The organism is Lentzea sp. NPDC006480, from assembly GCF_040611995.1.
Lineage (GTDB): Bacteria > Actinomycetota > Actinomycetes > Mycobacteriales > Pseudonocardiaceae > Lentzea.
Map to the genome: position 1 here is coordinate 16,163 of NZ_JBEXPJ010000054.1, position 24,443 is coordinate 40,605.

The 24,443-nt window shown below is 68.9% G+C and carries 25 protein-coding genes and 1 tRNA gene; 19 read left to right on the forward strand and 7 right to left on the reverse strand.

Going from position 1 to position 24,443, the window contains the following annotated elements:
* Positions 1-19 precede the first annotated feature (19 nt).
* The 9 genes from ABZX92_RS22035 (at position 20) to ABZX92_RS22075 (ending at position 8,570) form a co-directional block, all read left to right on the forward strand.
* Positions 20-2,002: a beta-galactosidase gene (locus ABZX92_RS22035; protein WP_355562293.1), complete on the forward strand. Its 1,983-nt coding sequence runs from the start codon at positions 20-22 to the stop codon at positions 2,000-2,002.
* A gap of 1 nt (position 2,003) precedes the next feature.
* Positions 2,004-2,801: a DeoR/GlpR family DNA-binding transcription regulator gene (locus tag ABZX92_RS22040; RefSeq protein ID WP_355562295.1), complete on the forward strand. Its 798-nt coding sequence runs from the start codon at positions 2,004-2,006 to the stop codon at positions 2,799-2,801.
* Positions 2,798-3,880 (forward strand): galactose-1-phosphate uridylyltransferase, encoded by a 1,083-nt coding sequence (gene galT, locus ABZX92_RS22045; RefSeq protein ID WP_355562298.1) that lies wholly within the window; start codon positions 2,798-2,800, stop codon positions 3,878-3,880. Before ABZX92_RS22040 ends, galT begins: the two co-directional genes overlap by 4 nt.
* A gap of 77 nt (positions 3,881-3,957) precedes the next feature.
* On the forward strand, positions 3,958-5,523 hold the full coding sequence (locus tag ABZX92_RS22050; RefSeq protein ID WP_355562301.1) for a trypsin-like peptidase domain-containing protein: 1,566 nt from the start codon (positions 3,958-3,960) through the stop codon (positions 5,521-5,523).
* 165 nt (positions 5,524-5,688) lie between these two features.
* A complete protein-coding gene (locus ABZX92_RS22055) occupies positions 5,689-6,369 on the forward strand; it encodes a response regulator transcription factor (protein ID WP_355562304.1) in 681 nt (226 codons plus the stop codon).
* 41 nt (positions 6,370-6,410) lie between these two features.
* Positions 6,411-7,271, forward strand: a complete 861-nt coding sequence (locus tag ABZX92_RS22060; RefSeq protein ID WP_355562374.1) for a HAMP domain-containing sensor histidine kinase — start codon at positions 6,411-6,413, stop codon at positions 7,269-7,271.
* A 5-nt stretch (positions 7,272-7,276) separates the two neighbouring features.
* Positions 7,277-7,777 carry a molybdenum cofactor biosynthesis protein B gene (locus ABZX92_RS22065; protein ID WP_045311897.1) on the forward strand — a complete coding sequence of 167 codons (501 nt, stop codon included), beginning with the start codon at positions 7,277-7,279 and terminating at the stop codon, positions 7,775-7,777.
* On the forward strand, positions 7,764-7,946 hold the full coding sequence (locus ABZX92_RS22070; protein WP_355562377.1) for a hypothetical protein: 183 nt from the start codon (positions 7,764-7,766) through the stop codon (positions 7,944-7,946). The genes ABZX92_RS22065 and ABZX92_RS22070 overlap by 14 nt, the downstream gene beginning before the upstream one ends.
* 9 nt (positions 7,947-7,955) lie before the next feature.
* Complete coding sequence (locus ABZX92_RS22075) at positions 7,956-8,570, forward strand: hypothetical protein (protein ID WP_355562307.1); 615 nt, start codon at positions 7,956-7,958, stop codon at positions 8,568-8,570.
* 28 nt (positions 8,571-8,598) lie between these two features.
* On the opposite strand, the gene mscL is transcribed toward ABZX92_RS22075, so the two are convergent.
* The 4 genes from mscL to ABZX92_RS22095 form a co-directional block, all read right to left on the reverse strand.
* A complete protein-coding gene (gene mscL / locus ABZX92_RS22080; protein ID WP_355562310.1) occupies positions 8,599-9,048 on the reverse strand; it encodes a large-conductance mechanosensitive channel protein MscL in 450 nt (149 codons plus the stop codon).
* Positions 9,048-9,602, reverse strand: coding sequence for an SAF domain-containing protein (locus ABZX92_RS22085; RefSeq protein ID WP_355562312.1), 555 nt, complete (start codon positions 9,600-9,602; stop codon positions 9,048-9,050). The genes mscL and ABZX92_RS22085 overlap by 1 nt, the downstream gene beginning before the upstream one ends.
* A 71-nt stretch (positions 9,603-9,673) precedes the next feature.
* Positions 9,674-9,979, reverse strand: a complete 306-nt coding sequence (locus tag ABZX92_RS22090; protein WP_355562315.1) for an FmdB family zinc ribbon protein — start codon at positions 9,977-9,979, stop codon at positions 9,674-9,676.
* Between the two features lie 94 nt (positions 9,980-10,073).
* Positions 10,074-10,634 (reverse strand): 5-formyltetrahydrofolate cyclo-ligase, encoded by a 561-nt coding sequence (locus tag ABZX92_RS22095; RefSeq protein ID WP_355562317.1) that lies wholly within the window; start codon positions 10,632-10,634, stop codon positions 10,074-10,076.
* Positions 10,635-10,672: 38 nt separating this feature from the next.
* Here ABZX92_RS22095 and ABZX92_RS22100 point away from each other — a divergent pair, with 38 nt between their 5' ends.
* The 9 genes from ABZX92_RS22100 (at position 10,673) to ABZX92_RS22140 (ending at position 18,660) form a co-directional block, all read left to right on the forward strand.
* Positions 10,673-11,557, forward strand: coding sequence for a UTP--glucose-1-phosphate uridylyltransferase (locus tag ABZX92_RS22100; protein WP_355562320.1), 885 nt, complete (start codon positions 10,673-10,675; stop codon positions 11,555-11,557).
* 17 nt (positions 11,558-11,574) lie between these two features.
* Positions 11,575-12,798 (forward strand): gephyrin-like molybdotransferase Glp, encoded by a 1,224-nt coding sequence (glp, locus tag ABZX92_RS22105; protein WP_355562322.1) that lies wholly within the window; start codon positions 11,575-11,577, stop codon positions 12,796-12,798.
* Complete coding sequence (locus ABZX92_RS22110; RefSeq protein WP_355562325.1) at positions 12,795-13,448, forward strand: GNAT family protein; 654 nt, start codon at positions 12,795-12,797, stop codon at positions 13,446-13,448. Before glp ends, ABZX92_RS22110 begins: the two co-directional genes overlap by 4 nt.
* Before the next feature lie 156 nt (positions 13,449-13,604).
* Positions 13,605-14,321: a gephyrin-like molybdotransferase receptor GlpR gene (gene glpR / locus ABZX92_RS22115; protein ID WP_355562328.1), complete on the forward strand. Its 717-nt coding sequence runs from the start codon at positions 13,605-13,607 to the stop codon at positions 14,319-14,321.
* A gap of 57 nt (positions 14,322-14,378) precedes the next feature.
* Positions 14,379-14,451 (forward strand) — tRNA-Ala (locus ABZX92_RS22120).
* A gap of 211 nt (positions 14,452-14,662) precedes the next feature.
* Entirely contained in the window at positions 14,663-15,649 is a 987-nt protein-coding gene (locus tag ABZX92_RS22125) for a hypothetical protein (RefSeq protein WP_355562331.1), read from the forward strand.
* A 64-nt stretch (positions 15,650-15,713) separates the two neighbouring features.
* On the forward strand, positions 15,714-16,094 hold the full coding sequence (locus tag ABZX92_RS22130) for a cupin domain-containing protein (protein WP_355562334.1): 381 nt from the start codon (positions 15,714-15,716) through the stop codon (positions 16,092-16,094).
* 187 nt (positions 16,095-16,281) lie between these two features.
* A complete protein-coding gene (locus tag ABZX92_RS22135) occupies positions 16,282-18,063 on the forward strand; it encodes a peroxidase family protein (RefSeq protein ID WP_355562337.1) in 1,782 nt (593 codons plus the stop codon).
* 72 nt (positions 18,064-18,135) lie between these two features.
* Positions 18,136-18,660 carry a hypothetical protein gene (locus ABZX92_RS22140; RefSeq protein WP_355562340.1) on the forward strand — a complete coding sequence of 175 codons (525 nt, stop codon included), beginning with the start codon at positions 18,136-18,138 and terminating at the stop codon, positions 18,658-18,660.
* Here ABZX92_RS22140 and ABZX92_RS22145 read toward each other — a convergent pair.
* The 3 genes from ABZX92_RS22145 to ABZX92_RS22155 form a co-directional block, all read right to left on the reverse strand.
* Complete coding sequence (locus tag ABZX92_RS22145; RefSeq protein WP_355562343.1) at positions 18,648-20,657, reverse strand: hypothetical protein; 2,010 nt, start codon at positions 20,655-20,657, stop codon at positions 18,648-18,650. The genes ABZX92_RS22140 and ABZX92_RS22145 overlap by 13 nt on opposite strands.
* A complete protein-coding gene (locus tag ABZX92_RS22150; RefSeq protein ID WP_355562346.1) occupies positions 20,654-21,376 on the reverse strand; it encodes a hypothetical protein in 723 nt (240 codons plus the stop codon). Before ABZX92_RS22150 ends, ABZX92_RS22145 begins: the two co-directional genes overlap by 4 nt.
* An 82-nt stretch (positions 21,377-21,458) precedes the next feature.
* A complete protein-coding gene (locus ABZX92_RS22155) occupies positions 21,459-22,118 on the reverse strand; it encodes a Crp/Fnr family transcriptional regulator (protein ID WP_355562349.1) in 660 nt (219 codons plus the stop codon).
* Between the two features lie 245 nt (positions 22,119-22,363).
* Between ABZX92_RS22155 and ABZX92_RS22160 the strand changes: the two genes are divergently transcribed.
* Entirely contained in the window at positions 22,364-24,343 is a 1,980-nt protein-coding gene (locus ABZX92_RS22160; protein WP_355562351.1) for a protein kinase, read from the forward strand.
* The last annotated feature ends 100 nt before the right edge of the window (positions 24,344-24,443 follow it).

Below are 24,443 nucleotides of genomic sequence, written 5' to 3' on the forward strand. Positions count from 1 at the left end.
GTCGTCCACTCTTGCCGCCGTGACGACTTGGCCAACTGACATGCCCGGACTCGGCTGGGGTGCTGACTACAACCCCGAGCAGTGGCCCGAGCACGTGTGGGCCGAGGACGTCGAACTCATGCGCGGGGCGGGGGTGAACCTGGTCAGCGTGGGGATCTTCAGCTGGGCGAAGATCGAGGTCAGCAAGGGCGAGTACCGGTTCGACTGGCTCGACCGGGTGCTCGACCTGCTGCACGCCGGCGGCATCCGCGTCGACCTCGCGACGGCCACCGCCGCGCCCCCGCCGTGGCTCACCACCGAGTACCCCGAGATGCTGCCCGTGCGCGCGGACGGTGTGCGGTTATCACACGGCTCGCGGCAGGCGTACTGCCCGTCATCGCCCATCTACCGCGACCGTGCAACTGCGCTCGCCGCCGAAATGGCCTCGCACTACCGCGACCACCCCGCGCTGGCCGCCTGGCACGTCGGCAACGAGTACGCGTGCCACGTGAGGCGCTGCTACTGCGACACGTGCGCGGCCTCGTTCCGTGACTGGTTGTCATCGCGGTACACGCTCGATCAGCTGAACGATGCGTGGTCGACGGCGTTCTGGAGCCAGGGCTACACGGACTGGTCGCAGATCCTGCCGCCGCGCGTGACGCCGACGTTCTCGAACCCGGGCCACGTGCTCGACTACGACCGGTTCCAGAACGACGCGATCCTGGAGCTCTACAAGGCCGAGCGCGACGTGCTGAAGATGATCACGCCGGACGTGCCGGTCACCACCAACTTCATGGTCAACTGGACCTTCGGCGCGCTGGACTACTGGAAGTGGGCGCGCGAGGTCGACTTCGTCTCCAACGACCACTACACCGAGTCCCAGTCGCCCGACCGGCACGTGGAGCTCGCGATGTCCGCGGACCTGGTGCGCGGCCTCGCGGGCGGCAAGCCGTGGTTGCTGATGGAGCACTCGACGTCCGCGGTGAACTGGCAGCCGCGCAACATCGCGAAGCTGCCCGGTGAGATGCGGCGGCACTCGTTCCAGCACATCGCCCGAGGCGCGGACGGAGCCCTGTTCTTCCAGTGGCGGCAGTCGCGCGGTGGCAGCGAGCGCTACCACTCGGCGATGGTGCCGCACGCCGGAACCGACACGAAGGTGTACCGCGAGGTGTGCCAGGTCGGTGCCGAGCTCGGGCAGTTGCCCGATGTTGCCGGATCCACAGTGGACGCTTCCGTCGCGGTCCTCTTCGACTGGCAGTCGCAGTGGGCGTTGGGGCAGAGCGCGAACCCGACCGCGGACTTCGACTACTTCAAGCACGTCTTCGGCTACTACCAGGCGCTCTGGGAAGCCGGGGTGACGGTCGACTTCGTGGCGCCGGGTGCGAACCTCTCGGCGTACTCGATGGTCGTCGTGCCGGCGTTCCACGCGGTGTCCGACGCGCACGCCGCTGTGGTCGCCGACTACGTGGCAGGCGGCGGTCATGTCGTGGTCACGTACTTGTCCGGAGTTGCCGACGAACATCTCCGGGTTCGACTGGGTGGCTACCCCGGCGCGTTCCGCGACGTGCTGGGCGTGTGGTCGGAGGAGTTCTTCCCGCTGCGGCAAGGCGAAGCCGCGTCGTTGACCGACGGCTCAACAGCCTCGCTGTGGACGGAACACCTGCACGTCAGGACCGCTGACATCGTTGCCTCTTATGTCGACGGGCCGTTGCCCGGCGTGCCCGCGGTGACACGAAACGCATTTGGCAACGGTGTCGCGTGGTACGTGGCGTGCGATCTTGATGGGAGCGGTCTCCGCCGAACGGTGGAAAACGCGCTTTCCGGTGCGGGCGTGACGGTGTCGCCTGCCGGGATCGAGCTGGTGAGGCGGAAGGGCGACGTATCGTGGCTCTTCGCCGTCAACCACACCGACACCGACGCGCAGATCGAGGCGTCCGGTGTCGACGTGTTGTCCGGCGCGCAGGTCTCCGGACGCCTCACCGTGCGAGCCGGGGACGTCGTCGTCCTCAGGGAAGAGGTGTGAGGTGCTGGCACGTCAACGGCAAGCGGTGATCCTGGAAGAGGTCAAGCGGACTGGCGCGGTGCGCGTGAGCGACCTGGTCGTCCGGCTCGGCGTCTCCGACATGACCGTGCGCCGCGACCTCGACGTGCTCGCCTCGCGCGGACTGGTGGAGAAGGTCTACGGCGGCGCGACGTCCGTCGTCGGACGCTCGACCGACGAGCCCGGGTTCGAGGCCAAGTCGGTGCGGCAGCTGCCCGAGAAGGAAGCGATCGCGGCGCTGGCGGCCGGACTCGTGCGTCCCGGGACGGCCATCGGGCTGTCCGCGGGCACGACGACGTGGACGCTGGCCCGGTTCCTGGACGACATCCCGGACCTGACCGTCGTGACGAACTCGATCCGCGTGGCGGACGTGCTGCAGCAGAGCGGGCGCACCGACCGCACGGTGGTGCTGACCGGTGGCGTGCGCACGCCGTCCGACGCGCTGGTGGGTCCCGTGGCCGTGCAGGCGTTGCGGTCGCTGCACCTGGACGTGGTGTTCCTGGGCGTGCACGGCATGGCCGAGCGCTCCGGCTTCACCACCCCGAACCTCAACGAGAGTGAAACGGACCGCGCGCTCGTCGACGCCGCCGGGCGGGTGGTCGTGGTCGCGGACCACACGAAGTGGGGCACCGTGGGCATTTCCACGATCGCCGACCTCGACGAGGCGCACGTGCTGGTGACCGACGAAGGTCTGCCGGACGACGCACGCGCGGCCCTCACCGAGCAGGTCGGTGAGTTGGTTCTGGCACATGTACCAGGAAGTGGCGAGGAGTTGGCGTGAGGCGTACCGCGGGGAAGCTGGCGGACGGCCGGGAGATCATCTACTTCGACGACACTGCTGAGGCGCCACCGAGAGTCGCGGTGGACACGCGGGACCTCCCCGCGACGCAGCCGATGTCCGAAGTGCGGCTGGACCCGTTGACCCGCGAGTGGGTGGCTCTCGCCGCTCATCGCCAGACGCGGACGTACAAGCCGCCGGCGGACCTGTGCCCGTTGTGCCCGTCGACGCCGGGCCGGCCCACGGAGATTCCCGAGGCCGACTACGACGTCGTCGTCTTCGAGAACCGGTTTCCCTCGCTGGCGCAGAACGTTCCCGATGTCCCGTCCACTGTGGATGGTGAGTCGCTGTTCGTGCGCGCGCCGGGGCGTGGGCGGTGTGAGGTCGTGTGCTTCACCTCCGACCACAACAAGTCGTTCGGCGAGCTCTCGCCGTCGCGCGTGCGGACTGTGGTGGACGCGTGGGCCGACCGGGTCGAGTACCTGTCGTCGTTGCCCGGTGTCGAGCAGGTCTTCCCGTTCGAGAACCGCGGTGAAGAGATCGGTGTGACGCTCTCGCACCCGCACGGGCAGATCTACGCGTACCCGTTCGTGACGCCTCGTACCGAACGGATGCTGGAAGCCGCGTTGGAGTACTACGCGGCGCACGGGCGTCCGTTGTTCGGTGATGTGCTGGAGGCCGAGCTGCGCGCGGGCGCGCGTGTGGTGGAGGAGTCTCCGCACTGGGTGGCGTTCGTGCCGGCCGCCGCGCGCTGGCCCGTCGAGGTCGTGCTGGCGCCGCGTCGCCAGGTCGCGGACCTCGCTGGTCTGTCCACTGTGGAGCGTGACGACTTCGCGTCGTTGTACCTGAAGGTGTTGCACCGGCTGGATGCCTTGTACAACCGGCCGTTGCCCTACATCGCGGCGTGGCACCAGGCGCCGGTGAACGTCGGTCGTGACGAGCTGTGGCTGCACCTGCAGGTGTTCTCGGTGCTGCGGACCGCGGACAAGCTGAAGTACCTCGCGGGCTCCGAGTCGGGTGAAGCCGTGTGGATCAACGACGTGACGCCGGAACAGATCGCCGAGCGCCTCCGGACGGTCTGAACCGCTCGGCAGAACTCCTCACAGACCTCCAAGGCTGGTCTAAGGGTTCTCTCAGGACGGGCCGAGAGACTATGGCCATGACCGAGAGCAACCAGCCAGCGCAGCAGCCGGACCAGCCCCACTCCGTGCCGCCGACCGCCGGTCAGAGCGACTCCGGCGCGCGGGAGCAGGGCCCGTCGCAGCCGGAACCCGGCCAGCCGGATCCTTTGCAGGGGGGATCCGGCCAGGCTGGGGCTCACGGGACCCCGGCGGGCTTGGGTGACGTGCCCGCCTCCTTCGCTCCGGCCCAGCCGCAGGTCTCCTCACCTGGTGCGGGCCTGGGCGACGTGCCCGCTTCCCATTCTTCGGCCCAGCCGCAGGTGCACGCACCTGACGCGGGCCAGGCGCAGCTCGGCGGGTCCGGACCCGGCCAGCAGCTACCTCCATCCGGGTCCGGCCAACTTCCCCCCGGTCACCCCCTCGGCCTGGGGTCCACCACCGCCCAGTTCGGTGCTGAACCGCCCGCCGGTCCTCCTACCGCGGGCCAGTACTACCTCCCGCCCGGCTATCAGCCTCCGCCCGTCCCTGCGCGCCCCAAGGGCCGAGGCAAGGTCGTGGCGGGTGTCGCGGCCCTCGTGCTGCTCGTCGGAGGCCTCTCCGGCGGTCTGGGCGGCTACCTGGGCTACACCTTCGCGAACGAGTCGTCGTCCGTCAGCTCGCTCGACACGCCGCGCCCGGCCTCGCAGACCAGCAACGTCCCGGCGGGCTCGGTCGAGGAGGTCGCGAACAAGCTGCTGCCGTCCGTCGTGCAGATCAAGTTCGAGTCGCGGGCCGGCTCCGGCGAGGGCTCGGGCTTCATCATCTCCAGCAACGGCCAGATCGTGACGAACAACCACGTCGTCGAAGGTGCCGCCACCGGAGGCACGCTCCAGGTCGTCTTCCAGGACGGCAAGTCCGCCAGCGCCAAGATCCTGGGCCGCGACCCGAGCTCGGACATCGCCGTCATCCAGGCCGACGGTGTCTCCAACCTGCCCGTCGTCACGTTGGGCAACTCCGGCGACATGAAGATCGGTCAGGGCGTCGTGGCGATCGGCTCGCCGTTCGACCTGTCCGGCACCGTCACGTCCGGCATCGTGTCCTCGCTCGACCGCCCGGTCTCGGCCGGCGGTGAGAGCCGCAACTCGCAGGCCACCGTGCTGAACGCCATCCAGACCGACGCGGCGATCAACCCCGGCAACTCGGGTGGGCCGCTGGTGAACATGCAGGGCCAGGTCATCGGCATCAACTCGGCGATCTACAGCCCCAGCCAGGGACAGGGCCAGGCCGGTTCCGTCGGCATCGGCTTCGCGATCCCGATGGACCAGGCCCGCCGCACGGTCGACGAGATCGTGAAGTCCGGCAAGGCCAAGCAGACCGTGCTCGGCGTGAAGGTCGAGTCGACCGAGCAGGGCGCCAAGATCTCCGAGATCACGCCTGGTGGCGCGGCTGAGAAGGCCGGGCTGAAGGCCGGTGACGTGATCACCAAGTTCGGCGACCGGCGGATCGACGAGTCGGACACGCTGGTGGCCGCGGTGCGGTCCAAGGCGCCCGGCGACAAGGTCACGATCACGTTGTCCGACAACAGGACCGTGGAAGCCACCCTCGACGGTGTCGAGGTGGGATAGGTCGGGGGGAGACGCACGGCTCTGGCATCCGCCGCCCGCCAGAGCCGTGCGTGACAACCCGGAGACCGGCCCTGTGCGCACCTGCCCCGCGCGCAGGGCCGGTCTCTTTTCGTTTTATTACGGATCTGAGCCGGGCGGGCTGTCGTGGCTTAGCGTGGTGACGTGGTGGAACGGGTGTTGGTCGTCGACGACGACACGACGGTGCGGGACGTGGTGCGCCGCTACCTCGAACACGCCGGGTACGAGGTAGAGCTCGCCGGCGACGGGGAGACGGCGCTGAAGCTGATGGCCGCGCACGAGCCGGACATCGTCGTGCTGGACCTGATGCTGCCCGGGATCGACGGGATCGAGGTGTGCCGGCGGATCCGGCAGCGCGGCAGCACGCCGGTGGTGATGCTGACGGCGCTGGGCGAGGAGGAGGACCGCATCGCCGGACTGCAGATCGGCGCGGACGACTACGTCACCAAGCCGTTCAGCCCGCGTGAGCTGGCGTTGCGGGTGTCGTCGGTGCTGCGCCGGGCCAGCCGGTCCTACGAGCCGCGGGTGGTGCGCGACGGTGACCTCGAACTGGACGTGGCCGCGCACACCGCGACGCTGGACGGCATGCCGTTGCAGCTGACGACCCGTGAGTTCGACCTGCTGGCGTTCTTCATCGGCAACGCGGGCAAGGCGTTCGGGCGCGCGGAGCTGCTGGAACGGGTGTGGGGCTGGCAGTTCGGCGACCAGTCGACCGTGACCGTCCACGTGCGACGGTTGCGGGAGAAGATCGAGAAGGATCCCGCGAAGCCGCGGCGGCTCAGCACCGTGTGGGGCGTGGGCTACCGGTACGACAGAAGTTCGCTGTGAAGATCTTCGACCGGCTCAGCCGGGTGTCGCTGACCACCGTGATGACCGTCATGGTGATCGTGCCGGTGATCGCGACCATCGGCGGCGTGCTCGTGGTCGGCGGGTTCATGTTCACGCCGATGCTCAACGCCGCGATCACGGCGTGCGCGGTGGTCGCGGTGGTCACGGTGCCGTTCTCGATCATGCTGGGCCGGGCGATCGCGCGGCGGACCATGTGGGAGCGCGAGGCCGAGGCGGCGCGGCGGCAGCTGGTGGCGTGGATCAGTCACGACCTGCGGACGCCGCTGGCCGGCATCCGGGCGATGACCGAGGCGCTGGAGGACGGGGTCGTCTCCGAGCCGGGTGAGGTGGCCGTCTACGCGAAGCAGATCGCGCAGGAGGCCGACCACCTGTCGAAGCTGGTGGACGACCTGTTCGAGCTGTCGCGGATCACCGCGGGAGCGTTGAAGCTGGCGCTGCACGACGTGGCGCTGGCCGATGTGGTCAGCGACGTGGTGGCGGCGTCGCGGCCGGTGGCTCAGCTTCGGGGTGTGGAGTTGCGCGCGGACGCTCGCGAGTGGCCGGTCGTGCGCGGGTCAGATCCGGAACTGATGCGTGTCGTGCGCAACCTTGTGTCGAACGCCATCCGCCACACACCGGAGGGCGGCACGGTGGCCGTCCAGGTCGATGTGGACGGTGCCGAAGCGGTGGTGCGGGTGGACGACGCGTGCGGTGGCATACCCGCTGACGTGCTGCCACACGTGTTCGACGTGGGGTTCCGCGGTTCTCCGGCACGCAATCCGTCCGGCGCCGGACTGGGGCTCGCGATCGCGCGGGGCCTGGTCGACGCGCACGACGGACGCATCGGCGTCCAGAACCACGGTCCTGGCTGCCGCTTCGAAGTCCGACTCCCGCTACGGTGATCGGTATGGAACGCAGCGCGCAGCGCCTTGGCCGCGCTTTGGTCGTGATCGTGGACGACCGGGTGGCGCACGGCGAGCAGGACGACAACTCCGGTCCCCTCGTCACCGAACTGCTCGAAGAAGCGGGCTTCATCGTCGACGGCACCGTCGCGGTCGAGGGTGAGGTGGTCGACATCCGGGCCGCGCTCAACACGGCCGTCATCGGTGGCGTCGACCTCGTGGTCACCGTCGGTGGAACCGGCGTGTCCCCGCGCGACGTCACCCCCGACGCCACGCAGGGCGTGCTCGACCGTCCGATCCACGGCATCGCCGAGGCCCTCCGCGCCTCCGGTCTCGCCGCGGGCGCGGTCGACGCGGGCATCTCGCGCGGCCTCGTGGGCGTCTCCGGCAGCACGCTGGTCGTGAACCTCGCGGGCTCCCGGTCCGCCGTTCGCGACGGCATGGCGACGCTGTCGGCGTTGGTGCCCTACGTCATCGAGCAGTTGAGTGGTCTTGACGAAGAGTGATTCGCCCGAGCCGGCCGACGACGACGCTGCTCTGAAGCGCCGTCGCCGGTTGGCGGAGGTGTTCGGCGACGTGCTCCCGGAGACGACGTCGGACGAGCGGGGTGGAACCCCCGAGGGCGACCGCGAAGCTTGGTACCGCGAGAACCGGCCGCCGCACCACGGCGGATAGGGAGCCGTCATGCGCAGGGCGTGGACCCCGAACCCCAAGCCGAAGCGCAAGGCTCAGTCAGCAACGATCCTGCTGCTGCCGGAGGACGAGGCAGCGCTGCAGGCGGCCATCTTCGAGGCCTGCCCTGGTGTGCGGATCATCGACGCGCACGGGGAGTGGCGCGGTCAGACGACGTCCAAGCCACCGGTGCGCGATTCGGTGCTGGACGTCTCACAGCGGGCGTTGCTGTGGGATCCGGCGATTCATCCGCGACTGCCGCAGCCCCGGTTCAGCGGTCTCGCGGTGCGCTCTCCGCAGGCGGGCAAAGTCGTGCAGTGGCGCAGAAGCCTGTGCACGGACGGCGTCCTCGCCAGCGGGATGTTCCTCGCCGTGGTGTGGCCGGACATGGATCCGCGGATGATCGCGCTGACGAGCTCGATCTGGCGCGCGGTCCTGCGGCACACGAGCAACTACCTGGTGCGGTGGATCGAGGGCACCGGCCAGGAGCAGATCTCGCCCAGCCACCGCGTCGGGCACCACGCTCTCGCGGCGGCTCGGGACGGCGAGCTCTGCCTGAACGACCTGGACCCGAAGTGGCGGCTGCACCCGCCGAGCCAGGACAGGGCGCGCGGGGCCGTCATCTAGCGACGCGCGCCCTGTCCTGCTCGTTCGATCAGATCTTCGGGCCGCGCACGTCCTGCGACTGCACCACGGTCTGGTGGTTCTGCTGAGACGTGAGCAGGTCGCGGATCTCCTTGAGCACCTCGACCTCGGTGGGCTCGGACGGACCGGCCTCCTCACCCCGCTTGCGGCGCTCCTGGATCTTCTTGATCGGCAGCACCAGCACGAAGTACACGACCGCCGCCACGATCACGAAGTTGATGACGGCGTTGATCAGCGTGCTGAGGTCGATGAACGTCTTCTCGGTGAGCTCCGGCGTTCCGGTCCTGATCGAGAAGCCGAGGCCCTTGGTCTCGGCGCCGCCCATGGTGTTGATCAGCGGCTTGATGATGCTCGTGGTGAACGCGGTGACGATCGCGGTGAACGCCGTGCCGATGACCACGGCCACAGCCAGGTCGACGACGTTTCCGCGCATCAAAAAGTCCTTGAAACCCTTCAGCATCAGCGGAGAGTAACGGCTAGCGAATGATCCAGTGACATCGCGGCCACGCGAGTTGCATTAAGTCTCGGCAACGTGAGCACAACGACTTGTCCTCGTGTCTCACGCACGGATGCGTTCTCCGCCAGCACTTCGGCCGCCGGCGACACCACGTCGACCCGGTCGCCCATCCGCACCACACCGGCCAGGCCCTGGTCAGCCACCCGCACGGCGACGGAAACCAGGTCGTCGGAAGCTGACGCGAGATCGAAGTCCGTCAGCGGGACGCCGGAACGTGCCGCGCTGCTCAGGGTTCTGCCCACGACCAGGTCCGCGGCGGAGAAGGAACCCGTGACAGGGGCCGGAAAAGACACCAGCCGGACGTCGGACGCCGACAGCGCGACGCCGGCCGGCAGATCACGTGCGGCGACCACGGCCGGATGCCCCACGTCGGGCCAGAAGGCTCCGATCCCGGCTAGCAGAACCAGGCCGAGAGCCAGAAACCGGCGCCACGCAACAGAAGGACGACGGCGGAGCAGAACGCGGACCCGGTCGAACGGAGTGCTGGAAAGACTCATGCCCTCGACGGTAGGGCCGTCGAGGGCAGGTCAAAGGGGCTCAGTCGCAAGTTGTGGACAACTCGCGATCTTCAGGACGCGGCTGCCGCCGGCGCGCTCGCCGAAGACTTCGAGTCCGAGGAGGACGACTTCTTCTCCGACGACTTCGTGTCCGACGCCGCGGGCGTGGACGACGTGGTCGACGCCGTGCTCTTGGACGACGACCGGCTGTCCGTGCGGTAGAAACCGCTGCCCTTGAAGACGACACCGACGGCGCCGAAGAGCTTGCGCAGCTTGCCCGAGCACTCGGGGCACTCGGTGAGGGAGGCGTCGCTGAACGACTGCACAGCCTCGAACCGGTGCTCACACGCGGTGCAGGCGTACTGGTACGTAGGCACTGGGTTCGCTCCTAGATCTGGCACTCGACCTTTGTGAGTGCCAACACGATTTTCGCTCAGACCCTTCCCGGAGCGCAAACACCCCAGGTCAAAGTCACAGCCACCGCAGGCCCACCGAGGGGGTCAACACGCCGTTCATCAGCACGTCGTGAGGTTCCGCGGGCACTTCGGCGAGCACCTCCGCGTCCCGCACGACAGCCACCAGCGGGGCTTTGACCAGCGGCAACGACCGGTCGTAGTGCCCCTTGCCCTTCCCGAGCCGCACCCCGGCCACCGACACCGCCAGCGCGGGCACCAGCACCAGCGACGCTCGAGCGATCGCCGAGGCCCCGAGCCGCGGTCCGGTCGGTTCGAGCAGTCCCAGACCGGCCTGGGCGAGGGCCCCGGTGTGGACGGCCCAGTCGAGCGGCGCGTCCCCCGTCACGATCGGTAGCAGCACCCGGCAGCGCAGCCCGTCGAGCCACGACGCGTCGCCGGGCTCCGATCCGACCGGCAGGAACGCGCACACCGTCTGATCAGGACGAACGTCGAGCGCGGCCACGTGCGCCGCCAGCGCCGCCGCCTCCACGGCGCGGTCCTCGGCGGAAACCGCGCGCCGCGCGGCCAGCAGTCGTGAACGCAGCGTGGCCTTACGATCACGAAGATCGGACGTCATGGTGGGTAACTCCCGGTATGTCGTTAGCATCGCTGCCCATGAGCAGCGCCTTCCACACCGCTATCGTGCCCGCGGCCGGCTTGGGCACCCGTTTCCTCCCCACGACCAAGGCCGTGCCGAAGGAGTTGCTGCCGCTGGTCGACACCCCGGCCATCGAGTACGTGGCCAGGGAAGCCGCCGAGGCAGGCGCGACGAAGCTGGTCATCGTGACCTCGCCGACCAAGGCGTCGGTCGCGAACTACTTCGACGAGAGCCCCGAGCTCGAGCAGTCGCTGACCGACAAGGGCAAGAACGACCTGGTCGAGAAGATCCAGCGCGCCCCGAAGCTGATCAAGGCCGAGACCGCCATCCAGGAGCAGGCGCTGGGCCTCGGGCACGCCGTCGGTTGCGCTGAAGGCAACCTGACCGGCGACGACGAGGCCGTCGCGGTGCTGCTGCCGGACGACATCATCCTGCCCACCGACGCCCTCAAGAAGATGGCGAAGGTCCGCGAGGAGAAGGGCGGCAGCGTCCTGCTGGCGTTCGACATCCCGCGCGAGCAGATCTCCGCGTACGGCGTGTTCGACGTCCGCGACACCGGCAACGACGACGTGAAGCAGGTCGTCGGCATGGTCGAGAAGCCCAAGCCGGAGGACGCGCCGTCGACGTTCGCCGCCGCCGGGCGCTACCTGCTCGACCGGGCCATCTTCGACGCCCTCAAGCGCATCACCCCTGGTGCGGGCGGTGAGCTGCAGCTCACCGACGCCATCGCGCTGCTGATCGCGGAGGGTCACCCCGTGCACGTCGTCGTCCACCGCGGCGAGCGACACGATCTCGGCAATCCCGCCGGATTCCTGCGGGCTGCGGTTGACTTCGCACTCAAGACCCCGGAGTACGGACCCGATCTGCGCGAGTGGTTGCGGGAACGCCTCGACAACTCCTGAGCGCTAGGACCAATCACATGAGGTCAGTGGACGAGCAGCTCGCTCGGGTGATCGCGGCCGCGGTGCGGCCCGCACCCGTGCGGGTGGCGATCTCGGAGTCGCAGGGCCTGCTCTGCGCCGAGGAGGTCGTGGCGGAACGCGCGTTGCCCGGCTTCGACCAGGCCGCCGTGGACGGTTACGCGGTGCGCAGCGTCGACGTGTCCGGCGCGAACGCGAGCCCCGTGCAGCTGCCGGTCGTGGGCGAGATCCCGGCCGGCTCCCGGCAGCCGCGCCGCCTGCAGCCCGGCCAGGCCGTGCGGGTCGCGACCGGCGCGCCGCTGCCCACGCTGGCCGACGCGGTCGTGCCGATCGGCTACACCGACGGCCACCACGCCAAGGTGACGGTCAACCGCAGCGTGCCGTCCGCCGGGTTCGTCCGCCGCACCGGCGAGGACGTGCAGACCGGCGACGTCGCCGTGCGTCGTGGCGCGTCCATCGGCGCTGCTCAGGTGGGTCTGCTGGCCGCTGTCGGCCGCAACAAGGTGCTCGTCCACCCGCGCCCGCGAGTCTCCGTGATCTCGCTCGGCGAGGAGCTCGTCGACGTCGACCGCACGCCCGGCCAGGGCCAGGTCTACGACGTCAACTCGTACGCGCTGTCCGCCGCGGCACGGGACGCGGGCGCCGAGGTCAGCCGGGTCGGCATCATGTCGGCCGACCCGCGCCGGCTGCGGGAGGTCGTCGAAGGCCGGCTGCTGCTCTCCGAGATCGTCGTCATCGCCGGTGGCGTGGGCGGCGCGATCGGCGACGAGGTCAAGGCCGCGCTGGCCGACCTCGGCGACATGGACGTCACCCGCATCGCCATGCACCCCGGTTCCGCGCAGGGCTTCGGGCGGCTCGGCCCGGACGCCGTGCCGACGTTCCTGCTGCCGGCGAACCCGATGAGCGCCCTGGTCGTGTTCGAGGTGCTGGTCAGGCCGCTGATCAGGGCCGCACTGGGCAAGAAGAACCCGTACCGCCGGGCCGTGAGCGCCCGGCTGCTGTCGCCGCTGCAGTCGACGAAGGGCCGCCGCGGGTTCCTGCGCGGCCAGCTGCTGCGCGACGCGGACAACGGCGAGTACCTGGTGCAGCCCCTCGGCACGTCCGGCGCGCACCTGCTCGCGTCACTGGCCGAGGCCAACTGCCTGATCATGGTCGACGAGGACGTCACGGAGGTCTCGGTCGGCGAAGAGGTGCTGGTCAGTTTCCTGGCGCAGCGTGGATGAGCGTTTTCGCGGATCTCGGCAGGCACCCCGGCTGGCCCGCCCGGCTGGGGCCTCTCCAGGTGCGCGCGGGAACCGTCGAGCTGCGCGGTCCCCGGCTCTTCGACGGCTCGAAGTGGTCGCGCCAGCGCATCCGTGACCGCGACTACCTCGAACAATGGGAGCCCACGGCCCCCGAGGGCTGGGAGGAGCGCAACGCGACGCTCTCCTGGCCCGCCCAGTGGTCGTCGCTGCGCGCGATGGCCCGGCGAGGCTCCACGCTGCCGTTCATGATCCTGGTGAACGGCGAGGTCGCCGGCCAGATCACCGTCGGCAACATCGTGCGCGGCTCGCTGCTCTCGGCCTGGATCGGCTACTGGGTAGCCGCTGATCGGGCGGGCGGTGGCGTCGCAACGGCGGCCGTGGCGTTGCTCACGGATCACGCTTTCCGCGACGCTGGTCTGCACCGGCTCGAAGCAACGGTCCGTCCCGAGAACGCCGCCTCACTTCGCGTGCTCGCGAAATCCGGCTACCGCGAGGAAGGCCTCTTCAAGCGTTATCTGGATGTGGCCGGCCAGTGGCGCGACCACCTCTGCTTCGCGCTCACCTCCGAAGAGGTCCCGGATGGCCTAGTGCGCCGTTTGGTCGCACGCGGAGAGGCCCGTCTTCCCTGACGTTTGCGTCCATTTGTTCTAATCGCTTCACCCAAAAGTGGGTGATACACCACACTTTGGTACGCACCGAGTTCGGCGAGCCTCCGACACAGGTGTGACTGTTGTGACTAGCGTGGTGACAGCACCACGCGTTGGGCCGGGGGAGGTGAACGGGGAATGCCGAGTTCGCTGATCATCGTTGCGCTGGTCGTCGCATGGCTGGTGGTCCTCGTCCCCATGATGGCCCGCAAGCGCCAGGAGAGTGCGCGCAGCGTGGGGGAGGAGTACGAAGCCATGCCAGACGCCGAGTACGACGACATCCACGACATCGACGACGACTACTTCGACGAGGAGGAGTACGTCGAGCGCCCGTTCCGGCGCGGCCGCGGTGGCTACGACCCCGAGACCGCCGCCCTGGTGGCGCAGGCCAAGTACGCGTTCCGGCGCCGAGTCGTCGCGTTCCTGCTGTTCGCCGCCATCGCTTCCGGCGTCGTGGCGGGCGTGTTCTACCCGGTGCTCTGGTACGGCCACGCGGGAGTCGACCTCCTGCTCGTGGGCTACCTGACCTACCTGCGCCGGCAGGTGCGGATCGAAGAGGAGATCCGCGCACGCCGGCTCGCCCGCCTGCAGCAGGTGCGCCGCCGCCGCGCGACGGGCCCGCAGGTGCAGCAGGCCGACGAGATTCCGGCACCCGCGTCCGCTCCGGCCGTCGAGGAGATCGAGACCACGCAGGTCGAGATCGTCGACGAGAAGCCGGCGCTGCCGCCGTTGCCGCGCTTCGAGTACCAGGTGCGTCCGGGCACGATTCCGGTCGACTCCGACGACGAGGACCCGGTGTTCGTCGAGTTAGAGGGACTGGAGTCGCTGCGGTACCGGGGTGCTGTCGGGGCGTAGTGGGGGGTGGTGAAACGCCTCTCGGCTGACTGCTATAGTTCTCTCGTAACACCGCAAGGGGCTGTAGCACAGTTGGTAGCGCGTCTCGTTCGCATCGAGAAGGTCAGGGGTTCGATTCCCCTCAGCTCCACGTAACGCAAGGCGGGTGCTCGTAATGAGCACTCGCCTTTTGCGTTTCGCGCACTCCACTCGAACCGGTGATGTGTGCGCGGTTGCCAGGCGCGCGAACGAAGAAGTCGGTTGTCTGAGGGAACCAGACCCAGTCCATTTCCCTCTCATCGATGCGCCGAGTCCACATGGCACGGTCGCAGACCTGTTCGCCCGCTGCAGAAAGCCGTTCCATGCGCATCTCGCTCGCCGTGATCACCCTCGCCCTGCTCGCCGCCGGCTGCGGCGGTTCCGGTCAGGAGAACAAGCCCGCCGCCGAGAACCAGCCGACCGAGACCTCGTCGTCGGCCGCGGACACGCCGAAGAACGTCCTCGTCGGCGACTGGAAGGAGAGCGCGGGCCAGTCGGACAAGATCCAGGAGACGCTGTCGAAGGCGGGCTTCGACTGCTCCCGCGCCGCCATGGACTACGTGGACCTGCGCATGTGCGTGAAGTCCGTGCCGGCGCCCAGCGAGGAGAAGGCGGGCTCCAGCATCCGGATGAAGTTCCTCGCCGACGGCAAGGGAACTGTCGTGCGCGCCGCGATCGACGGCGCCGACAAGGAAGGCAAGATGCGGGGCGAGGCGCTCAAGGCGTTGCTGCCCGAGCAGGACGTGGCCGTGGTGCAGGCGAGCGGTCAGACGCTCACCTGGGGCACGATGAAGGAGCAGCAGGACACGATGCACCTCGTCGTCAAGGGCGGCGAAACGGCTTCGGACGTGCTCAACCCGATCAGCTTCAACACCACCAAGGAGCAGGCCCTGCCGAAGATGCAGGCCGGTGGCTTCAAGTGCGAGTTCAAGGCGCCCATCGGCTCGACGCAGCAGACCAGCCTCGACTGCAACCTGTTCGGCGGCGAGTTCGAGTCGATCTCCCGCACCGCGTCGCTGACCGACGCGGGCAACGGGCTGAGCGCCATCACCCTCAAGGCGTGGCAGGGCAAGACGACCGAGCAGAACATGGCGGCGCTCAAGACCATGGTCAAGCCCGCGTTCGAGGTGAGCGACGACCTGAAGGACATCAAGGCCTACGTCGAGAAGAACCTCGACGGCAAGGAGCACTCGGCCTACGTCGGCAAGTTCATCGTGACGATCCAGATCTCCAAGAGCCTGATGTTCGGCGACTCGGCGGCGGTCAACGTGACGCACGAGACGAACAACTTCGGCGCCACGGCGAAGTAATGGGGGCGGCCTTGTCGCCTATATACCGGCCGTAAGCCCGTTCGGCTCCCGAAAGGCTGTGCCCATGAGCGACGCGCCGCAGGACAAGGTCACCGTCCTGTCCGCCGAGGCCCTTGCCCAGTTGAAGTCGTTCCCGCTGCACGGCGACGAACGGCTGCTGAACAAGTTGCTGTGGAAGTCTCCCAACGGCGACACCATCGTCGGGCTCATCCAGATGGCACCGGGTGCGCGCGACGTCGGCCACAACCACCCGTCGGCGACGCAGCACACGTGGGTCGTCGACGGCACGGTCAGCATCGGCGGTGTCGAGGCGAGTGCGGGTTCGTACGCGTTCGTGCCGCCCGGTGTCGATCACGAGACCGTTGCCGGTGACGAGCCCGTCACGATGTTCTACATCTACCAGCCGTTCGCGCCCGAGCACGACCACGATCACCACGACCACTGAGCTTCTTTCGCGGGCCCGACAGGTGTCGCGATGACAACCCGTTCGGGGTAGCGGCCTGAATTCCAGGGGAAACCCCAGTTCACCCGTGGAAGGCTGGGAGCGCCCGGCCCGGTCTCTGGCCGGGTGCTGTCGCCGTGTGAAAAACAGCGCACGAAAGGTGAGCTGGTTCTCGCCATCATCGAGTGTCATGCGGTTTTTGCGTAAGTCAGTGGCAGTGATGGCGATCGGAGCGTTGCTCGGAAGTGGGGCGGCGCAAGCAGATGCGGGTTGGTTCGAAATCCAGAGTCTCGACGGGCGCGGCAACAACCTCGCCCATCCCGACTGGGGGACCGTGGGCGAGGCGTACTCCCGTCTCGCTCCCACGAGATATGCGGACGGTGTCGGGCAGCCGGTGGCCGGTCCGAACGCGCGGTACGTCAGCAACCGGATCTTCGCGGACGGCCGGCAGGACTTCCTGTCCGACCGCGATGTCAGTCAGTGGGCGCAGGTGTGGGCGCAGTTCATGGACCACACGTTCGGCCTGCGCGAGGACACCGCGGCGGACGCCTCGATCCCGTGGGACAACGACGCGCCGATGGAGCACGTGCGCAACGACCTCGGCTCGATTCCCATGCGACGCAGCGGAGTTGTAGATGGCGCTGTGCGCGAGCAGAAGAACATCGTCAGCTCGTACCTCGACGGCTGGGCGATCTACGGCGGCACGCAGGAGCGGCTGAACTGGCTGCGGGACGGCGCGAAGCTGTTGCTGCCCGGCAACATGCTGCCGCGACGCCAGGCACGTGGCGGCGACGGGACGGACGCGCCGGTCATGACCGGGCCGTTCGGCGCGATCAACACCGGCACCGGTGTCGTCGCGGGGGACATGCGGGCCAACGAGAACGCCACGATCACCGCGGTGCAGACGCTGTTCGCCCGTGAGCACAACAGGATCGTCGACAGGCTGCCCTCGCACCTGGCCGACGAGGAGAAGTTCCAGATCGCGCGCAAGGTCGTGACCGCCGAGCAGCAGTGGATCACGTACAACGAGTTCCTTCCCGCGATGGGCGTGCGGCTCGCGCCGTACCGCGGCTACCGGCCGGACGTGCGGACCAGCCTCGCCAACGAGTTCGCGACCGTCGGCTACCGCTCGCACAGCATGGTGCGCGGTGACTTCAAGATCGTGACTCAAGCCTCGCGTTACCCCGCTGAGCAGCTGGATGCGTTGCGCGCCAAGGGAATGAGTGTCACGATCACCGGCTCACAGGTCGAGATCGGGATTCTGCCGCGCCTGCTGCCGTTCAACCCGGACCTGGTCGACGAGGTGCAGATCGGCCCGCTGCTGCAGAGCTTCGGCCTGCAGTCCGAGAACCGCAACGACGAGGTCGTGGACGAGGACACGTTGCGCAGCATCGTCTTCCTCATCCCGGGCTGCGTGCCGCGCTGCCTCACCGCGGTGATCGACGTGTCCGCGCTCGACGTCGAACGCGGCCGCGACCACGGCATCGCCGCCTACAACGACCTGCGCCGTGCCTACGGACTCGCGCCGAAGCCCTCGTTCCGCGCGATCTCCGGCGAGGCCACCGAGACGTTCCCGGCCGACCCCGAGCTGACGCCGGGCGACGAGATCAACGACCCGGACAGCCTCGACTACGTGCGCCCCGGCGTCCGGCGCACGACCACGGCGGCTCGGTTGAAGGCCGTCTACGGCGACGTTTCCGGGCTCGACGCGGTCGTCGGCATGATGGCCGAGCCGCGCCTGCCCGGCAGCGAGTTCGGCGAGCTCCAGCACGCCATCTGGAAGAAGCAGTTCGAGGCCCTCCGCGACGGCGACAGGTTCTTCTACGGCAACGACCCGGCGCTGCGCGTGATCAAGACCCGTTACGGCGTCGACTACCGCCGCACCCTCGGCGACGTCATCGCCGCCAACACCGACGTCCACCGCGCTGACCTGGCGTACAACGTGTTCCGCGCTCACCCATCCGTGGGGTGAAGTTCGGTGAGGAAAGCGGCGGCCACCAATAACTTCCTCTGCGTGAGATCAGTGGCCGCCGCGTTATTACTCGTGGCCGTCACCTCCGGCGGAGCAGCGGCCTCGACCGCCGCCCCGACCGCGAGGTGCGCGGCCGCCCGTCCCGTAGTGACCTCGACCGAGACAGCAGTAGAAGCGCGCGTTCTCACCGGCTGCACGGCCGGTGAGCTCGTCGTGTTCCGAGCCGCCTTCGTGGCCCGCGTCCACGGCACCTCGTGCACCGCGATCTCCTCCGAGCTCGAAGCCGACCCGGCCCCCGTCCCCCAGTGGATCCGCGCCCGCCTGGAACTGGCCTGCGCTCCCGGCGAGAAGGGCCTGCTCGGCTCACAGGTCACCGTGGAGATGGACGGCCCCCAGGCAACCCCCGTCGCCAGGTACGGCTTCGGCGACACCTTCCACGAGCCGAACCCGTCCGCGCACCACCTGTGGACCGTCGAGTACCTCGCGGGCCTGGGTGAGCTGCCGGTGGCGGCGGATCCGGCGGTGAGGTCGTCGAGCGGGTCGGCGGGAGAGGGCGGCTCGCGGGTGCAGGCGGACCACCAGGTCTACGACGGCTGAGCTGTTTTCCGGGCTTTCTTCTGCACTTTCCGCGCGGTGCGGAAGATCCGGTGGATTTCCGACCGCTTGGTGGGGTGCTGGAAGCCCACGGCCTCCACCGGACCCCGGCGCCGCCACCACGCCAGGTCCGGTGCGATCAGCCTGGTCAGCCGGACGAGCTCAGCCGCTTTCGCGTTGTCCCACCGGGCGTGCACGGCCAACTGGCCCAGATGCTCCAGCAGCAGCTCGCCGTACTCGGGATCGGCCAGCACGTGCTTGAACAGCTCCTTGACCTGCTTCGGGAACACCTTGGCGAACTCGGTGAAGTAGTCCCGGCTGTGCTTGTAGAACCCGATCACCCACAGCCCCAGCGCGAGCGTGATGGGCTGCAGGCCGGTGCGGCGGTACTTCGCGCCGGTCCACGACACGACGGTGTCGAGGGCGATTCCGCGGATCTCCTCGGTGGCGAGCATCGACAGCACCCCGAACACCACCGCGTTCTGCGGCGTGTACTTGTCGGACTTGCCGATCTCGGTGAGCTTCGCCAGCGACGCCGTCAGGTCCCGCCGGCCGTACTCGGACGAGTAGACCCGCGCGACCGTCCATTCCTCGTACGCGTTGCCGTACTTCGTCCATCTCTCGATGGTCTTCTCGAGGAGCGGACGCACGACGTCGTCATCCATCAACACCTCCACCGCACGCGCGGCCAGCGCACGCCGGCCGTACAGGCGCTGGGAAGCCAGGTTCCAGATGATCGCCAGGGGCTCGTGCGCCGGGACGTTCCGGACGACGTCGCACACCGCCTTGACGCTCTCCTCCTGGAAGCTGATGGCCGTGGCCTCCTCGCACATCCAGTCGCGCAGGATCTCCTGCGCCGCCGGGTACTGGCGCCACATGTGCATGAACACGCCGCGGGCCCAGTCGTGCCGCTCGAACCGGATGGTCCGCTCCTGGAAGTCCTTGTGCTTCGGGTGGGCGCGCACCTCGATCTTCGCCCGGATCTCGCGCAGCGTCTGGTCTTCCGGCTGGATCAGCACGCACAGCGGCCGCAACTTGCCGTCCTCCGGCAGGCGGGCCTTCCTGATGTTCTGGACCAACGCCAGCGCCCGCTGCCAGACGTACTCGACCGGCTGGTTCTCCAGCACGGCGACCGCGAACGAGTAGGCGTGCCCACGGACGTCGAGGTCCTCGAACCAGCGCGCGACGGCGTCGGTGACCTCTTCCTTCAACTCCGAGATCGCCTCGGCGACGTCGAGCCCTTCCTCGTGCACCTGCACGGCGAGGTCCGCGGCGCGCACGGCCTTGTCCGGTGACGCGCCCTCCAGCGCGGGCGCGAGGTCTTCCTTGATCGTGAGCTCCACGCGCCCGTCCAAAGGACCACGGCGGCGCAATGTGGCGAGGGCGACGTCGACCGCCGGCGGTGCGGTCAGCGCGACAGCGTGCTTCGAGGCGCTGCCAGGGGTCTGGAAGAGGTGGTCGAGCAGGATCACGAGCCGGCAGCCGGCGTCCTTCACCACGCGCAGGCACTGGGTGAAGTCCAGGTCGGTGAACGGCCGGTCGCGGGTGCCGCGCAGGTCGAGGACGAGGGCTGTGCCCGGCTCCAGCTCGTGCTCGCGGATGCTGCCGAGCGAGCGGGACCGGTTCATGTCGGCGATCTTCGTCATCCCGAGCTCGCGAACGAGCATCCGGCGGGCGCTGAACGTGCGGCCAGTTCCCTCACCGCACAGCACGACCACGCTTTCCCGTCCCAGAATGCCGGCCGCCGTCGCGAACCCTCCTGGGAGGACGAACTCGCTCCGCACGTCCTCGATGTCCTGCGGCGCCGCGTAGCGAACGATCAGGCCGGCTTTCTCCGAGGCGACCTGGGCGTAGACGTTCATGTTGCCGTTCACCGCGCTGACCTGCGCAGCCACCGAGCCGTTCGCGATGTTGCCGACCTCCGGCAGGTACGCGGGCTCGTTCGGCGACAACCTCTGCTCGGAGGTCTCCGCCTGGTCGTGCTGCTGGTCGTCGCTCATCGCCGCTGACCTCCGTAGATGGTGAGGCCGCCGCTGACGGTGCTGATCTGGGTGTTCACTTCGCCGTGCGCGATGTTCTGGTAACGCGCGGCAGGTTCCGGAGCAGGCGCGGGGTCGGCGAATCCGGCCAGGGTGCGCGAGTCGAAACCGGGCACGCGAACCCACGCCTCGTGCCGGTACTCCTTGTGCGCCACGGGGAGTGAGGCGAAGTCGCTGCGCCGCGCCACCCGCGTGTGGTCCCCGCTGAACGCCGTGTCGAGGGCCTCCGAGGAAACGATCACCGCGGCGTTCGCGGTGTCCTCGGAGCCTTCCTCGTGGCAGCGCCTGAGGAGGTCCTTGAACTCCGGCGCGTCCAGCAACCGTGAGTGGACGACGCGGGCCCGGTGGAAGCCGTTCTCACCGACGGGACCGACGTGAACGGCGGTGCGCAGGCGCACTTCCGGTTTCTGCCAGCGGTTGTGGTCGGTGGTGAGCTGGTCGAGGAGGACCGCGGCGTCGAGGACCGCACCCAGCCGGCTGCTCGGCAGCACCATGAGCACGCCGTCGCCCGGTGACTCCAGGGAGAGCATGTCGTCCTCGGTGATTCCGCTCTTCGTCAGTGCGGTTTCGACCAGGGTCGCGACCGTGGCGGGGATGGCGTTCATCAGGTAGCCGGGCAGCTGCGCCGAGCCGATGACGTCGACGCCGAGCAACGCGCGGTGCTGCGGAACGGGATTCACTCGCTGCCTCCATCTCTGGGAAGACAGCGAGTGTGGTGGTTGCGGCAGGCGCGCTCCCCCGGAAAACAGGGGCAACTCGTGGTCAGTTCATGCCACCCGCGGTGGCAATGAAATGGCCAAGCCGGTCAGGTGCGGGCAGTCGGTACCAGAGCCTGCCGGTGACGAGCAGGCCGTGCTCGCGCAATTCGTGCAGCAACGGCTCGACGGTCTTCACGGACATCGCGACGGCGTGCGCGAGGTCCTGCTGGCTCACACCGCGCAACTCCAGGCCGGATCCGACCAGGACGCCGAACTCGCGGGCCCATGACAGCAGGCACATCGCGACCCGCGGGGCGCCGTTGCGCATCTGCCGGAGCTGGTTCTCGTCGGCGTTGCGCTGCCGTTTGCGCCAGGTCTCGTCGATCAGCCGCCGGATGTCCGGGTCGTCGTCACGCAGCGCCAGGAAGTGGCTGCCCGCGATGTGCAGCGCCGTGCCCGGGACCAGCGCGATCACGTGTGCGCTGCGGGGAGCGCCGGTGGTCACGCCGATCTCGCCGAGCAGGTCGCCGGGGCCGTAGAGGCCGGTGATCGGTTCGCGGGCGTCCGAGGTCGGCAGGACGACCTTGACCAGGCCCGACTCGATCAGCAGGACCTCGTCGCTCGACGTGCCGGCGGTGATCAGGTGCTCGCCGCGACGAAAGGAGCGCGGCCTCCTGCCGGTCCGCAGGGCGGCACGTCCTCGGTCGGCAGACGAGTCATCCATTCGTGCGGACCGCGCCGCCGCACGTGACGCTTCCACTCCGCCGGCCGACATCAACGGTGGCGGCGGTCAACAGGACCGGACACAAGAGCGTTGTAGTGGTCGACAGGGCAGCGATTCTCATGAACCAACACCCTGGCAGAACCGTTTGAGACGGAGGTACAACGCAGTGATCATGCAACAGGTTGCTGTGGCGTCAACCGCAGACCAATTACGCACCGTAGGCTGTCGGGACGCCTAGGCTGGGGGTGATCGCGGAAGGGGTGGTGTGGGTCGTGGGGCTCGCGGAGTCCTTGCTCACGTGGCTGCACGGCTTCGTGGGCGCGAGTGTCTGCCCCGGTGACTGGGTGTGGACCACCACAGCGCTCGGCGCGGTTCTCGGGTTGTTCCCCACGGTCGGGGCGCTGCTGTCCATCGCGGTGCGCCGGGTCGTCGGCAACTCCTACGGGCCGTTGACGGGTGCCATCTTCACCGTGCTCGGCGTCTCCAGTTGCCTGGTGCTGCCGTGGCTGATCATGCGCGGCACCGTGCAGGGGCTGTCCAGGCGGGCCATCAGCGGGTCGGGCTCGCTCGACGAGGCCACCTGCTTCGGGCAGTTCTCGCAGGGCAGCTATCTGGTCGACGGCGCTCCGTCGATCATCGGCGTGGTGCAGCGGCCCGGTCAGGTCGTGTTCATGATCGCCGCCGTGATCACCGTGGCGCTGGCGTTGCTGTGCCTGTTGTTCGTGATGCTGCAGTCGGGGTCGGCGTTCCGGCTCGGGCCGAACTGGCCGCGCCGGGTGTTCTGGCCGATGTTCCTGGTACTGCTGGTGACGACGTCCGCGTTTCCGGTGACCCTGGTGGGCCATGTGCTGCTGGGCTTTCTGCCGATTGCGGTAATCGGCTCAATCGTCGTGCGGATTTTCGGGTTGACTACCGCCATGCTGAACCGCCCCGGCCGCGACCGGTCTCAGGACCGGAACTCGCAGAACCCGCCACCGCAGCCGGTGGCGCGCACGCCGCAGCCCCAGAACAACCAGTTGCCGCAGGGCCAGCCGAAGGCGCCGACCAAGCCGATCACGGCCGCGCAGCACCAGCCGCCCCCGCATCAGCCCTCGCAGCACGGGCAGAACCCGCCGCCGTACCAGCCGGCGCAGGTGCCGAAGTACCAGCCCGCGCCGATGAACCGGCCGATGCGCCCGGTCCAGCCGCCTCCTGGCCAGTACCCGCCGACCCGCGTCGCCGAGGTGCTGCCGCAGCCCAAGCCCCCGCAGCCGTCCCAGCCCGCCGTCCTCGCCGACACGCCGGGCCCGCTGCCGTTCGGTCCTGGAGCCGCGAATGCCGACGCACCCGCGCCGGTGCAGAAGTCGGGCAAGGTCTGGAACCCCGGCAACGGCAGGTTCCGCCGCGTCCGCCAGCTCGGCTCCGGCGGGTTCGGCACGGTCTGGCTGGCCGTCGACGAGCAGCTCGACCGCACCGTCGCCGTGAAACTCGCGCACGCTCCGGACAACGAGACCGAGGCGCGCATGCTCCGCGAGGCCCGCGCGCTGGCCGCGGTCCGGCACCCCAACTGCGTGCGGGTGTTCGACATCGTCCAGGACCCGGACGGCCTCGCCCTGGTCATGGAGTACATCGAGGGCGCCTCGCTGTCCGAGACCGTCCTGAAGAACGGCCTGATCGACGACAAGCTGGCCGCCCGCCTGTGGCTGAACATGGCCGACGCGCTGGCCGCCGCCCACGACCGAGGCGTTCTGCACCGCGACGTGAAGCCGTCCAACGTGATCGTCGACGGCCAGGGCACGGCGCACCTGATCGACTTCGGCATCGCCCGTTCCAAGGGCGACAGCACCCTCACCGCCACCGGCATGATGGTCGGCACCCCGGACTTCCTCGCCCCGGAAACGGCGCGCGGCGAGACGGCGTCCCCGGCCTCGGACTCCTGGCAGCTCGCGGCGACCGTCTCCTACGCCCTGACCGGCCACCCACCGCGCGGCTCCCGCGAGAACCCGATCTCCTCGCTGATGGCCGCCGCCCAGGGCGAACCGATCACCAAGCTGCCGCAGAACAGCGCGCACGCCAGGCTTCTGCTCGCGGCGATGGACCCGGAACCGGGCCGCCGTCCGACGCTGGCGCAGGTGCGTGGACAGCTGTCCGGGTTCCTCGACCAGCAGGGCATGAGCAAGGAAGGCCCGATCACGCGGGTCATCAGCAAGCCGAGCCCGCCGCCCACGAAGCACATGCCGATGTAGGCGAACCGGGTGAACGTCGTACCGGTCCGTAACGGTGGTTCATCGTTCAACGACCTAGGTCGTGGTTCACCCGGAAGCCTCGGCATCGCAGGGATGCCTC

Bases quoted from the DNA above. Each gene is read 5' to 3' on its own strand.
- ABZX92_RS22050 (WP_355562301.1), top strand. From the start codon at position 3,958: ATGACCGAGAGCAACCAGCCAGCGCAGCAGCCGGACCAGCCCCACTCC.
- ABZX92_RS22060 (WP_355562374.1), top strand. From the start codon at position 6,411: ATGACCGTCATGGTGATCGTGCCGGTGATCGCGACCATCGGCGGCGTG.
- ABZX92_RS22065 (WP_045311897.1), top strand. From the start codon at position 7,277: ATGGAACGCAGCGCGCAGCGCCTTGGCCGCGCTTTGGTCGTGATCGTG.
- ABZX92_RS22075 (WP_355562307.1), top strand. From the start codon at position 7,956: ATGCGCAGGGCGTGGACCCCGAACCCCAAGCCGAAGCGCAAGGCTCAG.
- mscL (WP_355562310.1), bottom strand. From the start codon at position 9,048: ATGCTGAAGGGTTTCAAGGACTTTTTGATGCGCGGAAACGTCGTCGAC.
- ABZX92_RS22085 (WP_355562312.1), bottom strand. From the start codon at position 9,602: ATGAGTCTTTCCAGCACTCCGTTCGACCGGGTCCGCGTTCTGCTCCGC.
- ABZX92_RS22095 (WP_355562317.1), bottom strand. From the start codon at position 10,634: ATGACGTCCGATCTTCGTGATCGTAAGGCCACGCTGCGTTCACGACTG.
- ABZX92_RS22100 (WP_355562320.1), top strand. From the start codon at position 10,673: ATGAGCAGCGCCTTCCACACCGCTATCGTGCCCGCGGCCGGCTTGGGC.
- glp (WP_355562322.1), top strand. From the start codon at position 11,575: ATGAGGTCAGTGGACGAGCAGCTCGCTCGGGTGATCGCGGCCGCGGTG.
- ABZX92_RS22110 (WP_355562325.1), top strand. From the start codon at position 12,795: ATGAGCGTTTTCGCGGATCTCGGCAGGCACCCCGGCTGGCCCGCCCGG.
- glpR (WP_355562328.1), top strand. From the start codon at position 13,605: ATGCCGAGTTCGCTGATCATCGTTGCGCTGGTCGTCGCATGGCTGGTG.
- ABZX92_RS22125 (WP_355562331.1), top strand. From the start codon at position 14,663: ATGCGCATCTCGCTCGCCGTGATCACCCTCGCCCTGCTCGCCGCCGGC.
- ABZX92_RS22130 (WP_355562334.1), top strand. From the start codon at position 15,714: ATGAGCGACGCGCCGCAGGACAAGGTCACCGTCCTGTCCGCCGAGGCC.
- ABZX92_RS22135 (WP_355562337.1), top strand. From the start codon at position 16,282: ATGCGGTTTTTGCGTAAGTCAGTGGCAGTGATGGCGATCGGAGCGTTG.
- ABZX92_RS22145 (WP_355562343.1), bottom strand. From the start codon at position 20,657: ATGAGCGACGACCAGCAGCACGACCAGGCGGAGACCTCCGAGCAGAGG.
- ABZX92_RS22155 (WP_355562349.1), bottom strand. From the start codon at position 22,118: ATGGATGACTCGTCTGCCGACCGAGGACGTGCCGCCCTGCGGACCGGC.